This window comes from Dechloromonas denitrificans (genome assembly GCF_020510665.1).
Lineage (GTDB): Bacteria > Pseudomonadota > Gammaproteobacteria > Burkholderiales > Rhodocyclaceae > Azonexus > Azonexus denitrificans_B.
This window is the reverse complement of the sequence record NZ_CP075187.1, coordinates 2485975-2501317: the sequence shown is the minus strand read 5'-3', so window position 1 is coordinate 2501317 and position 15343 is coordinate 2485975. Positions and strand designations below refer to the sequence as shown.

Genomic DNA, 15343 nt, shown 5'->3' with positions numbered 1-15343 from the left:
CCGGATCAAACCGGCGGGTTTTTCATGCCGTATGCGCCGCTGCCGTACAGACCAGGTTGCGTCCGCTTTGCTTGGCGGAGTAGAGCGCTGCATCGGCCCGATCTATGGTCTGATCAAGCGATTCCGCTCCGTCGAACTGGCTGACGCCAATGCTGACGGTAATCCGGATGTCGGGGTCGGTTGGATCGGGAATGCATTCGGCCACCGAAACCCTCAATTTCTCGGCCAAATGTTCGGCTTCGGTCTGGTCGCAGGCTTGAAGAATGATCAGGAACTCTTCGCCACCCCAGCGCACCGCCACATCGGACTCGCGGATGCTCCGCTGGATTTGCCGGGCGATGCCGTTTAACACTTGATCGCCAACCCGATGGCCATGGCGATCGTTGATGTCCTTGAAGTGATCGACGTCGGCCAGCAAGATGCTGATCGGTTTCGGGGTGCGGCGGTAGGCGGCGAGCAGGCGGTCAAGAATGATCGAGCAGGCATGGCGGTTGAGCAGCCCGGTCAACTTGTCTTTCGAGGCCATTTCCTCGATTCTGAACTGGTAGCGGCCGAGTGCGATGTGGGTCAGAAAAATGACCAGCAAGGTCACCACCAGACTGATTGCCAGATTGGCGTAGAGCGTCTGGCGAATGCCGGCGAGGGCGGCATCTTCATTTTGCTCGACGAAAAGATACCAGTTCAGTTCGCTCAGGTAATTGACGTTGAGTACATGATTGTCACCGTTGGCGACAAACTGGTACGAGCCGGCCTTTTCGCGCAGGATGGTGTCGAGTTGAGCACCGATCCCCTGGGCTTTATGCAAGTCAGCTTCCCGGCCCGGCTGATTGCCGAAGAGGACGATGTGGCCGCTTGCATCGACAAAGTAGATTGTCCGGTTGAAGCGCTGCTGGTAACTGGCAATCAGGTGGCGGACGGCATCGACTGTCAGGCCGATGCCGGTGGCACCGATATAATTCCCGTCAAAATCGAATACCCGGTAATTGATGAAAATGGTCAGCGCATCCTTGTTCGCCAGATCGGGATCGACATTGATTTCATAATCCTGTTTCATGTCGCGGACGCGGTGATACCAGGCATCGCGCGGTTCGCTGGCTGACACGTGTTTGAGAATGCCTTCGCCGGTATAGTAGTGGCCGGTTTTGTCCGAAACGAAGAAGCTGCTGAATGCAGCGTGACGTTTTTTGACCTCGCCGAGATACTGGGCCATCGCACTGACGTCCCGCTCTCCCTTGAGCACCCAGTCGCGCAGGAAAGTATCATGCGCCATGGTGGACGAGATCAATACCGGGCGGACGAGGTCTTTCTGGATTTCGGAATAGATATTGCTCGACGTAAGTGGCAGGTCCTGTCCGATGATGGCTGAGCGGATCGCATCCTTGGATACGAAATAGCCGAACAATGTGGTGGCAAAGAAACCTGCACTGAGCAGCAGGCTCAGTAGTAGAAGCAATCTGCGGTGATTGAATATTCTGGTCGTCATCTTCATTTTGCTGATTATGTGGCAAAGCCGGGCGAGAATCCATGACAGTCCGTCGTGCGTATTTTGATATGCGTCCTTGTAGGATTGATGAAAGTGACGCTAATGTTTGAACCTCTTGTACAGGGAACGTATTGATGTTCGCCAATCCCGGCAAACTGTCGAAAAAAATTGTCGGAATGCTGATTGCCTTTTTCATGGTGGCAATGACGGCAATCGGTCTGACTTTACTGATTTCCTGGCAGCTCGAAGGTGTCGCTGCCGCGATCAATGACGCCGGCAGCCTGCGCATGCGGACTTATCGCATTGGCCATCTGATGGCGCGCGGGGTCGAGCAAAAAATGACGACCCAGGACCTGTCGACCATTCTGAGCGGGGAACTCGATCAATTCGACAAGGTGCTGCGCGATCTGCAACTGGGCGACCCTGTCCGTCCCCTTTCTCCGCCGCGCAACGCACAGGTCCAGGATCAGGTGAGCATCGTCTCCCAGGCCTGGGGGGCAAAAGTCCGCCCCTTGGTATTGAATTATTTGTCAGCCGATCTCAAACAGCGCGATGCCGCCCTCGATCGCTTTGACGATGAAATTGAAGACTTTGTCAGCAGCATCAACGAGTTGGTGCTGTCGATGGAGTGGAGTTATGCCCACGATACCAATCTCCTGCGGACGGTTCAGGCGGCACTGGTTTTCCTGGCGATTATCGGTACAGGCATCCTGATCCGCTTTTTCATCCGTCTGGTCATTACGCCGATTGGCATTTTGTTGGTGGGCATGCGGCGGATGACGAGCAATGACCTTTCCGTACGTTTGCCGGGCAACTCGAATGATGAGTTGGGGCGTTTGGCACAAGGCTTCAATCAAATGGCGGAGCATCTACAAAATGCTTATGGCACGCTGGAGGAGCGAGTCGAGGCAGAAACGCGAAGCCTGGCCCAGCGTAATCGCGAATTGAGGATTCTTTATGAGGAAACTGCCTTCCTGACCCAGCCAGCCAACCTGGAAAATATTTGCCAGGGATTCCTAGATCGGATCAAGACGGCTCTGGGGGCCGATGGCGGTGCTGTCCGGCTCTATGAGGCGGATAGAGAAACCCTTCACCTGATGGCACATGAGGGCTTGTCAGACCAGTTCGTAGCCATTGAGGCTGAGCTGAATTGTGGTGAATGTCTTTGTGGCGAGGTCATTCAGACCGGGATTACAGCGACTTTCCAGACGGCAAATCCGCCACCGGGAATGAAGCTGCGGAGTTGCATTCGTGAAGGTTTTGCAACGGCAACTGCATTCACCATCCTCTACAACAAGCAGCGCCTGGGGGTGTATAACCTGTATTTCCGCCGTCCCCAGGCTCTTTCCGAGCGCGATATCTATTTGCTGGAAACCCTGGGGCAACATCTCGGGGTTGCGATCGAAAACCAGCGCCTGATGTCCCGCGAGCGGGAACTGGCTGTCTCCGAGGAACGTAATCTTCTGGCCCAGGAGTTGCACGACTCGATTGCCCAGGGCCTGGCATTCCTCAATATCCAGGTTCAATTGCTCCAGGACTCCCTGCGCAAGGGGCGACTGGATGAGGCGATGCAAACAGCCGGGCAACTCCGCGAGGGGGTGCAGGAAAGCTACGACGATGTGCGCGAGTTGCTGGTCCACTTCCGGACACGTGTGCACCAGTCGGACCTCGATTCTGCGATTCAGGCGGCGCTGGAAAAATTTGAAGGACAAACCGGTATCAATACAGCCTTCGAGCGTATTGGCAGCGGCTCGCCGTTTGGCTCGACAGATGAAGTCCAGATCATGCACATTGTTCAGGAATCACTTTCGAATATCCGCAAGCATGCCCGTGCGTCAAATGTTAATGTCATGCTTCATCGAGACCAGGGGCGCCTGACAGTCGAGGTCAAGGATGATGGTGTTGGATTTGATACGGTCAACGAGCCGAATGTGCTGTCTGATCGTCATGTCGGTTTGAAAATCATGCGCGAACGCGCTCACCGGGTTGGCGGCGAGTGTCGCGTCGACTCCGAAATCGGGAGAGGCACCCGTGTTACGCTGAACTTGCCTCGGGAAACTATGGGAGCGACCTGAAAATGAACGAAAAAATACATGTACTACTGGTCGACGACCACACGCTGTTTCGCAGTGGCATCAAGTCCCTGCTGCAACGCAATGAGGATTTTGTTGTTGTCGATGAAGCCGGGGACGGCCTCGAAGGCATCAAGCGGGCTCGTTCGCTGAAGCCGGATGTGGTCCTGCTCGATTTGCACATGCCAGGGGTTTCCGGACTCGAAGCCGTCAAGGTGATTACCGAGGAAAATCCCGAAGTCAGGGTGCTCATGCTGACGGTGTCGGAAGATGCGCAAGACCTGATGGAGGCCTTGCGCGCCGGCGCGAGCGGCTACCTGCTGAAAAACATCGAAACCGATACGCTGGTCGATGCCATTCGCCGGGCGGCGCAGGGGGATTCGATCGTTTCGCCACAAATGACCGCGAAGCTGATTCAGGGCGTACGCAACCAGCCGAAACAGGCACCGGCCTTGCCCGAGCGGGACAAGTTTTCACCGCGTGAGCGCGATATCCTGATTTGTCTGGCGCAAGGGGATAGCAACAAGGAAATTGCCCGCACGCTCGATCTGGCTGAGAGCACGGTCAAGATTCACGTACAGAATATTTTCAAGAAGCTGAACATGACCAGCCGCGTTCAGGTTGCGCTGTATGCGGTCGAACACGGTTACGGACAAAATCGCAATTCTTGACGCAACGTGATGTGCTGGCTGGTCACCCCGGCCGCACTTCCCTGACCGGTAAAGAAGCAAGCGTCGATGGCAATGCAATGTTGCGGTCGACGCTTGTTTTTGTTTGATTTTGCAGATTTCAGTGCAGGGGAATGGGGTGCGTCCGCTGCAAGTGCTGGTAGGTCTGGGCCAGATCCTTGACGTGCTCGAAATGTCCCTCCTGAAGCGCGTGCTGCATGTTTTCGATGATCATCGCATGCAGTTGATAGACGCCCTCCGGTGAGCACAGCAGAAGCTCTCCCATCTCTGCAGCGATCGTCATCGGGATGTGCTGGTGTTCGGCAATGGCTTCGATTTCGCCGCGATCAAGGTCGCAATAATCAAGAACATCTTGCATGGAAAGCATGGTCTCCTCCTGTGTTCAAACAAGAAATCCAGATTGATAGACTGCTGCTTCATCAGTTTTGTTCTGTCCGCCCCGATGTTTTTTTCAAGGCAGGGGATGCTTTATTTATAGCCTGATTTGCAGCTTAATCAAGCGACGGTCGACGACCTAGATCTGCAGTTTTCCTTCAGGGAAAGCATTGCTCAACTGCAAACGGGTAATCGTCGGCAGCAAATCCAGTTTCAGATCCTTCTTGAACTGCGTTGCCCGTGCCCGCATGTCGTCCAGCGAGACCTCGACGTGCTTGCCCGACGTGGCAAAAGCAATGGTGTTGCCGCTGTCGCAGGAGGGGAAAATCACGGTGCGGCCATCGAATGCCTGGCGGATTCGTGCCACGCTGGCTTCAAAACCTTTGTTTCGACCGAGCAGATTGACGCACAGCAATCCATCGTCGCTCAATCGGCTGCGACATGCCTGGTAGAACGGTTCGGTGTCGAGGACGCCGGCGCGTGCGTCGGGGTCGAAACCGTCGACCAGGATGTAATCGAACTGACGGTTGCCGCTCAACATGTAGTCGGCGCCGCAGCCGATCACCACTTCAAGACGCAGCGGATCGTCCGGCAGCTTGAAATAATGGCTGGCGATCATCTCGACCTGCGGATTGATCTCGACGGCGGTGATACGACAATCGGGCAGGTGGCGATAAATGAACTTGGCCAACGAGCCGGCCCCCAGGCCGATCAGCAAGGCGCTGCGCGGCCACTGACCGTTCGGACGGAGTAGCAGACCTGCCATCATCTCCCGTGTGTAAGCCAATTCGAGCGACCATGGCCGGGCGACGCGCATTGCCCCTTGCACCCATTCCGAGCCGAAGTGCAAATAGCGAACGCCGGATTCTTCGCTGATATCGACCGAGTGAGCCGGTGCCGAACTACGTTTTTTCATCGAGATGACCTGATTGTGCGAGTTTGCGATTTCAAGCGCCGGATTTTAGCGTGAGCGGCGATCGATCGACCCGGAAAACACCGGATGCGTCAGATTGCCTTTTACTGTAGGTGCTCCGCACGCTGAAGCGCGGCAGCCACACCGTGGCTGAGAGCCCTACTCAGTGCTCTCCGAAGGTGAGCGGTAGCCAGATGCGGAAACAACTGCCTTTGCCGGGTTCGCTGCGCACATCCATGCGTCCCCCGTGTTTTTTGACAATGATGTCATACGAAATGGACAGGCCGAGCCCGGTGCCTTTGCCGACGGGTTTGGTGGTGAAAAACGGCTCGAAAATACGACGCCGGATTTCTTCGCTCATGCCGATGCCGTTGTCTTCGATTTCAAACCAGACGTGGCTGTTCTCACTGCCGGATCGAACGTGAATCTGCCCACGTTCGGGAATCGATTGCGCTGCATTGACCAGCAGGTTCATGAACACCTGGTTTATTTGGGCTGGAACGCAGTCGACCGCAGGAATCGCACCCAATTCGCGAATCACATCAGCCTTGTACTTCAATTCGTTCCAGACCACATTCAGCGTGCTTTCCAGGGCGGCATTCAGGTCGGCTTGCTGGTGTTCGGCTTGGTCAATCCGGGAGAAGTCCTTGAGGTTCTGAACAATCTTGGTGACGCGAACCAGCCCTTCCTGCGACTCGGCGAGAAGCGATGGCAGATCATCCTTGAGAAAATCGAGGTCGGCTTGCTGGCGGGCCAGCTCGATTTTGGCCGGATCGCCTGCCTCGTAGGACTCAATGACTGAAAACAGGCTGGTGCTGTAGTTCTTGAGTGTGCACAGGTTGGAATTGACGAAGCCGACCGGATTGTTGATTTCGTGCGCAACGCCGGCTGCCAGTTGGCCGATGGCCGCCATTTTTTCCGATTGCAGCAATTGTTGCTGGGCTTCTTCGACCTTGGCGAGTAATTGTTCCAGCTCGCGTCTGTCGTTTTCCAGCGCCGTATTGGCGCTGGCGAGCTCTCGCGTGCGCGTCGCCACCAGTTCTTCCAGATGATTCTGATATTCCCGGAGATCATCTTCGGCCCGGCGTCGGTCGGTGACATCCTGCAGCGTTTCAATGGCCCCAACCAGCTTGCCGTTGGCGTCGCGCAGCGGGGCGGCGGTAAAGAACAGCCAGCGTCCACCGTGTTTCAGGTCGGGGAAGTACGCCTCGCCTTCGAAGGCGCCGTCGATCGTCCTCGAGCGTTTGTATTTGTCGTGGTAATAGGTTTCGAACTGGTCGTTGATGCTGCCGTCGACGATCAGGTCGGCCATCACCGGCCGGGCGCTTGGATAGAACGCACACCATTGCTGGTTGCTGCCGATCATTTCAGTGGCCGTCATGCCGCTGATTGCGGCGCATGCCCGGTTCCAGTGCGTGATTTTGTGGCTGGCATCGATGACGAATGTCGGAACCGGGTCGCCATCGATAATCTGGCTTAGAAACAGCTCCATGTGCCGGGCCGCCGCTTCGCTGCGCTTGTGCTCCGATTCGAGCAGTTTTTGCTGGGTGGTCTTGACGGTCTGGATGGCGACTTTCAGCGATTGCTGCTCTTCCAGCAAGGCGGCATTGGTTTTCGACAAATCCTGGGTTCGTGCTGCCACCTGCTGTTCAAGGCTCTGGTTGAGTGTCAGCAGGCTGTCGTTGCGCGCGGCGATCAGGCGGTACAGCGAGTTCATCGCATCAAGCAGGCTGGATGTGGTCGGGTCAGCTGCACGTTTTTGTTCCTCAAGATAAACTGTCTCGGCCGAGCCCCCCGACCGGATGCTCTGGACCTGCCGGGCCATCGATTGGTCGATGCCCAGGATGTGGTGTGCCAGCCAACTGGTCAGAAAACGCAGCAAATCCTCGGTGTCGGTGCCGGGAATTTCCCGCATCTTGGTGACTTGACGGGCAAACTCGATATGAATCTGGGTGTGTTCGGCGATGAAGCGCGGGTCACAACCGACCTCCATCATCAGTTCTTCTTCGTGACGGAAGTGCACAACTGCGTATTTGACGAGTTGGGACAGGATGCTTTCAATTTCCGTGGCCGGCGTTGCGCGCGATACTTTTTCGACCACCAGATTGATGATGCGGACCAGTTCCTGATGCTCGGTATCAACAATCGACTCACCGGTCATGTAACGCTGATCCCAGATGAACGCATCCATGGTCACACCTCGCTCTGATTTTCCGGGAAGTCGGTATCTAGCAGGATGGAGCCGTCCGGGCCCCAATTCACCTCGGTAATGCCAGGTTCGATGCGCTCCAGTCGTTCGGCTTCAAGTTGCTCAGGCGTGAGATCGCCCATTTCCAGGCGAACCAGATTCGCTAGTTCCCTGTTTTCCAGCTGCAATTCACGATGTGCCAGAATCTGGGCAATGGCCGAGAGCAGTTCGTATTCGTTCCACGGCTTGCCGATGAAACGTTCGATCCCGACCTCGTTGACCGCACGAAGCAGGGCGTTGAGGTCGGCGTATCCGGACAGGATCAGGCGCGCGGCATCGGGCTGGATAGCCTTGGCTGCCTTGAGAAACTCGATGCCATCCATGAACGGCATGCGGTAATCGCTGATGAAGAGATCGAATTCTTCGGTGCGGGCGGCTTCAAGCGCGAGCAGCGGCGAGTTGAAGGTGCGGACGTCGAGGTGAAATGTTTTGGCGCCGAATGAGCAGGGAGCAACGCGTAACAGTCGTTGCAAGGATTTGAGGATGGATTCCTCATCATCGACAATCAGGATACGGCTCATTTGTCCTCCTGGCGGATGTAGAGAGTCAGCGTGTGCTGCTCGGCCTGTTCCATCTTGATCAGTTGCCCGATAATTTCGCTGTTCAGCGAGCTGCCTTTGGCCAACAGCATGTAGCCGTCGCGGTGTACCAGGTCGCGGCTGAGTTGCATGCCCGGCTTGAGGTGCATCGTACGCAAGGGGCTTTCCCTGACATCCGGTTTGTGTGTTTCGGAAATATAGGTGGCGAACGCGTCGACCGCGGCAGGGTCGTAGCGCTTGCCCCGGTTCTCGATCAGAAAGCTCATGGCCTCGCCCGGCTTGAGTGGGCGCTGGACCAGTGTGCCAATTTGCAGCGCATCGTAATCGTTGACCACGCTGAGAATCCGGCTGCCTTGCGGAATGGCGATGCCGGACAGCCGGTCGGGATAGCCGCTGCCGTCGTAGCACTCATGGTGATGGCGGACGAGCAGGGCGGCGTCCTTGAACTTGTCGATGCCGAGCAGGATGTTCTGGCCGATGACCGGGTGCTTCATGACCTGGGCGCGCTGTTCGCCGCCGAGCGTGTTGTAAGGCTTGGTCAGCAGGTCATCGGGCAAGCCGAGTTTGCCGATATCGTGCAGCAGGCCGGCCAGCATCACATTCTGGACTTCGCTGTCGGCCAGGCTCATGCGCAGCGCAACCTGGCGGGCCGCCTCGGCCACCCGCCTGCCATGTCCGGTCATCTGGCTGCCGGCCGGGCCGCTGCGCAGTTCGATCAGTCCGGCAAAGACCTGAACGCTGGTCAGAAAGGATTTCTTCAGTTCGCCGTGCGCCTGTTCGACAAAGCTGAGTGCTTGACGCAACTCGGCCGTACGCTCGGCCACTTTCTGCTCCAGGCTGGCGTTGAGGGCTTTCAGCTCGTCGTTCTGGGCCTGGGTCAGGGCCGTCAGACGCAGGTTCTCAGCTTCGAGCCGCTGGCGCTCCAGTGCTTCGCGGACGACGGTGATGATTTCGCTGTCATCCCAGGGCTTGGCGATGTAACGATAAATCTCGCCCTGGTTGATGGCGGCGACGGTCGATGTGATATCCGCATAGCCGGTCAGCAGCAGCCGCATGGTTTGCGGCCAGCGCCCTTTGGCGTGCTTGAGAAAGGTGGCGCCATCCATTTCCGGCATGCGCATGTCGGAAATGATCAGATCGACGTGTTCTCGTTCAAGTATTTCCAGTCCTTCGGCGCCGCTTTCCGCCGTAAAAATACGGTAGCCCTGCGGCCGGAAAAGACGTCGCAAGGATGACAGGATGCTGGGCTCATCATCAACGAGCAGCAGGGTGGAGGCAGTGCTGGCCTCGGTCATGGAAAGGTCTCCGGTGTTTTGGCTTGGGTTTCAGGGCTTGGATGAATCGGCAGCAATATCCGAAATGTACTGCCGTGTCCTGGCTGACTGTCGACTTCAATGCGGCCAGAATGGCGTTTGACGATGCTGTAGGACAGGGAAAGTCCCAGCCCCGTGCCTTTGCCGACCGGTTTGGTGGTGAAGAAGGGTTCAAAGATCCGGTTGATATGCTCGGGCGAGATGCCCTTGCCGGTATCACTGATTTCGATGCTGACCATATCGGTGCCGCTGCGCTGTGTCCGGATGGTGATGGTGCCTTGCGTTTCAATGGCATGCCCGGCGTTGACCAGCAGATTCATGAACACCTGGTTGAGCTGCGAGATCAGGCAGTAAATGTGCGGTAGGTCACCATATTCCTTGACCACCTTGCATTTGTATTTGAGCTCGTTCCAGACAATGTTCAGGGTCGAATCAATCCCTTGGTGGAGGTCGGCCTCCTGCCATTCCTGCTCGCCAACATGCGAGAAGCTCTTCAAATCCTGAACGATCTTGCGGACACGACTCAAGCCATCCTTGGATTCGCCCAGCAGGCTGAAAATGTCTTTTTCGAGAAATTCGAAATCGTATTCGGTTTTCAGGCGCCGGATGATCTCTGCATGCGCTGCATCGGCCGGTGCACCGAGTTGCTCTTCGTAAGCGCTGATGATGCTCATCAAATCGTGAACGTAGCCGTCGAGCGTGCCGAGATTGGAGTGTACAAAGCCAATCGGATTATTCAGTTCATGTGCAATGCCGGCTGCGAGCTGGCCGATTGAGGCCATTTTTTCGGATTGCAGCAACTGGTTGTTGGCTTCTTCAAGACGCTTGTTGAGTTGTTGCTGGTGATCCAGATTCTCTGCCAGCATCAGTTGCTGTCGTTTGCGCTCGGTAATATCGGTCAAAACACCATCGTAGAAAATGATGTCGCCAGCCTCGTTACGCAGGACAATCGTACGGTCGACGACCCAAATGACCTTGTTTTCGGCTGTAAGCAGGCGATATTCCTGTTCATAGCCAGGCAGCCCGGCGGCCGATTTCTGGCTGACTTCTTCGCTGACACGGCGCAGGTCATCCGGGTGAATCAGGCTGCTGAACGAAGGTGTGCCGGCGATGAGTTGGGCCGACGTGTAACCCCATTGCTTGACGTTGTCTGAAACAAAAACGACCGGCCAGCCTTCGCTGGCCGACCAGCGGAAGCAGACGACCGGGCTGGCATTGACGACCTGCATGGCGAGTCGCAGCGCGCTTTCAGTGCGTTGCCGGCGAACGATACGCCAGATTTCATTGCTGATCAGCTGGACGGTTTCAACATCGAGATCCGTGTAATCACATGGCTTGTTGCCCAGGCTGGTGAGCATGCGGACTTTTCCGGCATTGAGGACCGGGACGCTGAGCAGGCGCTTGAGGCCGGTATATTCCTCGGGCAGGCCGGGTTTGCATGGCATCGCCGCGTAGTCGTTGATGACGGCGGGTTGCATCTGGCGCAGCGAATCGGCCCAGAGGCCTGCCTCGCTGAGCGGGTACTGGCTGGCGGAGGCCGCCGTGCACTCTCTGTCTTCGGTACAGTTTGACCATGCCACCAGTTCGAGTTGCTGGCCATCGTCGTTGATAAAATGAATCGAACCGATCCGGCTTTGCGTCAGTTCTTCGGCTTGTTCCAGTGCGTATTGCATGAACTCGCACTCTGGCAGAGCCTCCGCTTTGGCTGGCAACTCAAGCAGGACGCTTGAACGTCGTGCCTGGTGTGCCAGCTGGAGTTCGGCTTTACGCCGCGCGGTAATGTCGATCGTGATGCCGCCCAGATCGGCCGGGCCATCGTCCCTGGGGATGACGAATTTGGTGGATTCGTAATGGCGTCCGTCGAATGAGTCGTCAATGACTTCTGTCTTGCCGCTGGCGAGAATTCTGGCGTCATCGATGGCGATTTTTTGGCCAATCGATGCCGGGAAAAACTCTTCCGAGGTATGCCCGATCATTTGTCGCGGATCAACGCCCAGCAGATTGGTGAACCCTTTGCCGGCCACCAGGATTCGTCGGTCAGCATCCTTGATGTAGGCTGTTCCCGGCATGTGATCGACAAAGCGTTGCAGGGTTTTGGCCGAGCGTTCCCATTCCTTCTCGGCCAGAATCCAGTTCGATAGATCCTCGACAACGATTGCCAGGCAGTCGAGCTGCCCGTTCGGCTTGCGTATGGCGTAGGTCGACATGAAGGTGTGGATGATCAGTCCGTCGTCACAGACAAAGCGCCGTTCCATCGAATAGCCGTTTGATTCGCCGCGCAGGATGGCTTCGAAATGTATCAGGCTGCCGGGCAGGTCGTCCGGGTGGGTCATTTCCGCCCAGGTTTTGCCCAGCAAGGTTTGGGCATTGCTGCCCAGTATCCGGCACAGCGCCGGATTCACTTCCAGCCAATATTTATCAGCCGAGGCACGTGCCATGCCGACAGTCGAGTGATCGAAAATGGCGTGGTAGCGCTGTTGGGCCAGGGCTTCTGCCGCTGCGCTCTTGAGTTGCGAGCCGAGTATCCAGGCATAGGCGGCGAGCAGTAGAAAAGCGAATCCCCAGGATTGCCAGTCATGGGCCGGGTTGCTTATCCAGCTGCCGAGAATGACCAGTGCGGCGGCTGGCAGAAAGGCGCGCAGGAAGTTGGCGGAGATATCTTTCATGCTTCATTCCGGCTGTGCTGGGGGCGTATGTCTTTTGCCAGACGGAAGGCGTCCCGGATTTGTTCGCGCAACTGGTCGTCGTCCCAGGGCTTGGTCAGGAACTTGTAAATTGCGCCGCGGTTGATCGCCCCGGTGACTGATTCAAGGTCGGTATAGCCGGTCAGGACGATGCGAATCGTGTCCGGGTGCAGCTGTTTGACGCGTGCGAAGAATTCGGTACCGCTCATTTCCGGCATGCGCTGATCGGACAGGATGACCTGGATCGGGTGCTTGGCCAGATATTCGAACGCTTCGCTTGGCGAGTTGGCGGTCAGAACCTGAAAGCTTTCTCGACGGAGCAGGCGCGAGAGCGATGCCAGTATGTTCGGTTCATCATCGACGATCAGTAGCGTCTGGGCGCTTTCGCGGGGAGCGTCGGCGATCGGCAGGCGTTTGTTCGCCGTCATGAGTTGGGCAAATTCACTGGCCGGCAGGGGGCGGCTGAACAGGAAGCCTTGCATCGCATCGCAGCGGCGGCCGCGAAGGAAACTTGCCTGGGCTTCCGTTTCGACGCCTTCGGCAAGGACAGCCAGGTTCAGGCTGCGCGCCATGACGATGGTGGCCGTCGCAATCGCAGCGTTGGCGGGATTTTCGATGATGTCGCGGATGAAACCTTGATCGATTTTGATCTTGTCGAAGGGAAAGCGTGAAATGTAGGCCAGCGATGAATAGCCCGTTCCGAAGTCGTCGAGCGAAAGTTTGGTGCCCAGCGCCTTGAGCGCCCGGCATTGGGCAATGGCTTCGTCGACATCGTCGATGAACGCACTTTCGGTAATTTCAAGTTCCAGCGCCTGAGGCGGCAAACCGCTTTCGATCAGCGCACGTCTTACCTGGTCAATCAGGTTGCGCTGGCGAAATTGCCGTGTCGACAGGTTGACCGCAACTCTCAGGCTGGCCAGCCCCAGGTCCAGCCACTGGCGGGTTTGCTGGCAGGCTTGCCGCAGGACCCAGTCGCCGATCGGTACGATCATCCCGGTTTCTTCTGCGATCGGGATGAACTCGGCGGGTGAGACCTGCCCGAAGGCCGGTGTGTTCCAGCGCAGCAGTGCTTCCATGCCGAGCAGGTTGCCACTTTCGAGACTGACCTGCGGTTGATAAAAAACGGTGAGTTCGTTGTTGTGCAAGGCATCGCGCAGGGCGGCTTCCAACCCCAGGCGGCGTGCGGCATTGGCATTCATCTCCGGGGAGTAGAAGCGGAAGGTGTTGCGGCCGCCTTGTTTGGCGCGCAGCAGGGCGACATCGGCATTGTTGAGCAGGGTTTCTGCGCTGCCGCCGTCACGCATCGAAACGCTGATCCCGATGCTGGCCGTAATGACCAGCGCGTGTTCGCCGATGGTGAAGGGAACGGCAATTGCATCGAGCATGCGTTGCGCCAGCGCAATCGCATCGTGTTCATGGCTCAGGTTGGCCATCACAAAGCCAAATTCGTTACCCGAACGACGTCCTATCGTGTCTCCATCGCGGACTTGCAGATTCAGACGGCGGGCTACCTCCATCAGCACGCTGTCGCCCGCTGGAGGCCCGAAGGTATCGTTGATCGTTCTGAATCGATCCAGATCGAGCAGGATGACGGCTGTTTCACGTTCAAAGCGGCGGGCCACGATCAACGCCTGATCGAGCCGGTCGCCAAACAGATTGCGGTTCGGCAGGTTGGTCAGCGGGTCGTAGCTGGACAGATACTGGATTCGCTCGGCAGCCGCTTTGCGTTCCGAAAGGTCGCTGAAGATTCCGACGTAATTGGTCAGTTGACCGCGGGAGTCGCGGACCGCCGAAATACTCAGCCATTCGGTGACCAGTTCTCCATCCTTGCGACGATTGGTGATTTCACCTTGCCAATTGTCATGCTGCTGGATGCTTTCCTGCATTTCCTGGTAAAACGCTTCGCCATGCAGGCCGGAACGCAGTATTTCAGGTGTCTGACCAATGATTTCTTCCGGCGAGTAGGCCGTTACCTTGGTAAAAGCCTTGTTGACCAGCAGAATGTTCTTGTCTTGATCGGTGATGCAAATTCCGTCGTTAATCCCCGTGAAGACAACCGAGGCAAGGCGTTCGGCAAGCTCGGTCGATTTTCGCTTGCCGATATCGGACATCGTGCCCGTGGTGATTCGCGCTTGTCCGTCGCTATCCCGCTGGGTGACTTTGCTGCGTACTTCCAGCCAGACCCAGTGGCCGTCTGCGTGGCGCAGGCGGAATTCCTCGATATGTATGTCATGCTCGCTCGCATCCTGCCCGGTCAGGCTGCTTTGAACCTTGAGGCAATCCTCGGGGTGCGCACGTTCCAGGATGTCGGCCAGTAAATTTGGGCTTTGCGTCAAACCCAGAATCTGGTTGAGCGATTCGCTCCAGCGCGAAATGCCGGTCGTCCGGTCGTTTTCCCAGGTGCCAAAGCCTGTCAGTGACAGCGCGACTTGCAGGCGAGTATCGAGCAGATTGTTTTCGGCAATGCGGCGATTGACCTCTTGCTCCAGCCAGTTCTTCTGTCCGCGAACCAATTCCCGGGCACGTTTCAGTTCCAGCTGCAAATGGACGCGTGCCATCAGGATGGCTGGATTGATCGGTTTGGTGATGTAGTCGACCGCACCTGCCCGTAAAGCCTTTTCCTCATCCTCGGTCTGGTTGCGGGCGGTGACGAAGATGACCGGAATGTCGCGTGTTTCAGGGCTTCTGCGCAAAGCCTCCAGAACCGCATAGCCGTCCATGTCGGGCATCATCACATCAAGCAGGATGAGGTCGGGACGCGGCTCAAGGTGCGCATAGTCCAACGCGGTCCGGCCATCGCCAGCCAGGCGAACATCGATCCCCTCGGGTTCAAGTCGTGCCGCCAGAATCGTCAGATTGATCGGGACGTCATCAACCGCCAGAACCAAGGGTCGGGGAGCGTTCTGCTGATTGCAATCCTGAAGTGTCACGCCGCACCCTCCTCAGCGGGGTTGTCTTTTTTGCCACGTCTTCTGCTGGCATGGCGTTCCGTATTCGTTATGCCGAAAACGCTGCATTCAGCGTATC

General features: G+C 56.9%; 10 protein-coding genes. 2 read left to right on the top strand and 8 right to left on the bottom strand.

The features are described from left to right. Positions 1-22: 22 nt before the first annotated feature. Positions 23-1483 carry a sensor domain-containing diguanylate cyclase gene (locus KI614_RS11875; RefSeq protein ID WP_226405939.1) on the bottom strand — a complete coding sequence of 487 codons (1461 nt, stop codon included), beginning with the start codon at positions 1481-1483 and terminating at the stop codon, positions 23-25. A 134-nt stretch (positions 1484-1617) separates the two neighbouring features. On the opposite strand from KI614_RS11875, the gene KI614_RS11870 reads away from it, so the two are divergent. Both KI614_RS11870 and KI614_RS11865 read left to right on the top strand, forming a co-directional pair. Beyond that, entirely contained in the window at positions 1618-3558 is a 1941-nt protein-coding gene (locus KI614_RS11870; RefSeq protein WP_226405938.1) for a type IV pili methyl-accepting chemotaxis transducer N-terminal domain-containing protein, read from the top strand. 2 nt (positions 3559-3560) lie between these two features. Then, positions 3561-4226: a response regulator gene (locus KI614_RS11865; protein WP_226405937.1), complete on the top strand. Its 666-nt coding sequence runs from the start codon at positions 3561-3563 to the stop codon at positions 4224-4226. A gap of 118 nt (positions 4227-4344) precedes the next feature. On the opposite strand, the gene KI614_RS11860 is transcribed toward KI614_RS11865, so the two are convergent. The 7 genes from KI614_RS11860 to KI614_RS11830 form a co-directional block, all read right to left on the bottom strand. Further along, the gene (locus tag KI614_RS11860) at positions 4345-4611 is read right to left on the bottom strand and encodes a hypothetical protein (protein ID WP_203467235.1); all 267 of its coding nucleotides are present in this window, start codon (positions 4609-4611) and stop codon (positions 4345-4347) included. 147 nt (positions 4612-4758) lie between these two features. Then, a complete protein-coding gene (locus KI614_RS11855) occupies positions 4759-5535 on the bottom strand; it encodes a spermidine synthase (protein WP_226405936.1) in 777 nt (258 codons plus the stop codon). A gap of 160 nt (positions 5536-5695) precedes the next feature. Then, on the bottom strand, positions 5696-7723 hold the full coding sequence (locus KI614_RS11850) for a bacteriohemerythrin (protein ID WP_226405935.1): 2028 nt from the start codon (positions 7721-7723) through the stop codon (positions 5696-5698). Positions 7724-7725: 2 nt separating this feature from the next. Beyond that, entirely contained in the window at positions 7726-8301 is a 576-nt protein-coding gene (locus KI614_RS11845) for a response regulator (RefSeq protein ID WP_226405934.1), read from the bottom strand. Beyond that, positions 8298-9614: an HD domain-containing phosphohydrolase gene (locus tag KI614_RS11840; RefSeq protein WP_226405933.1), complete on the bottom strand. Its 1317-nt coding sequence runs from the start codon at positions 9612-9614 to the stop codon at positions 8298-8300. Before KI614_RS11840 ends, KI614_RS11845 begins: the two co-directional genes overlap by 4 nt. Further along, positions 9611-12298, bottom strand: coding sequence for a PAS domain S-box protein (locus KI614_RS11835; RefSeq protein ID WP_226405932.1), 2688 nt, complete (start codon positions 12296-12298; stop codon positions 9611-9613). The genes KI614_RS11840 and KI614_RS11835 overlap by 4 nt, the downstream gene beginning before the upstream one ends. Further along, positions 12295-15246, bottom strand: coding sequence for an EAL domain-containing protein (locus KI614_RS11830; RefSeq protein ID WP_226405931.1), 2952 nt, complete (start codon positions 15244-15246; stop codon positions 12295-12297). Before KI614_RS11830 ends, KI614_RS11835 begins: the two co-directional genes overlap by 4 nt. Positions 15247-15343: the final 97 nt, after the last annotated feature.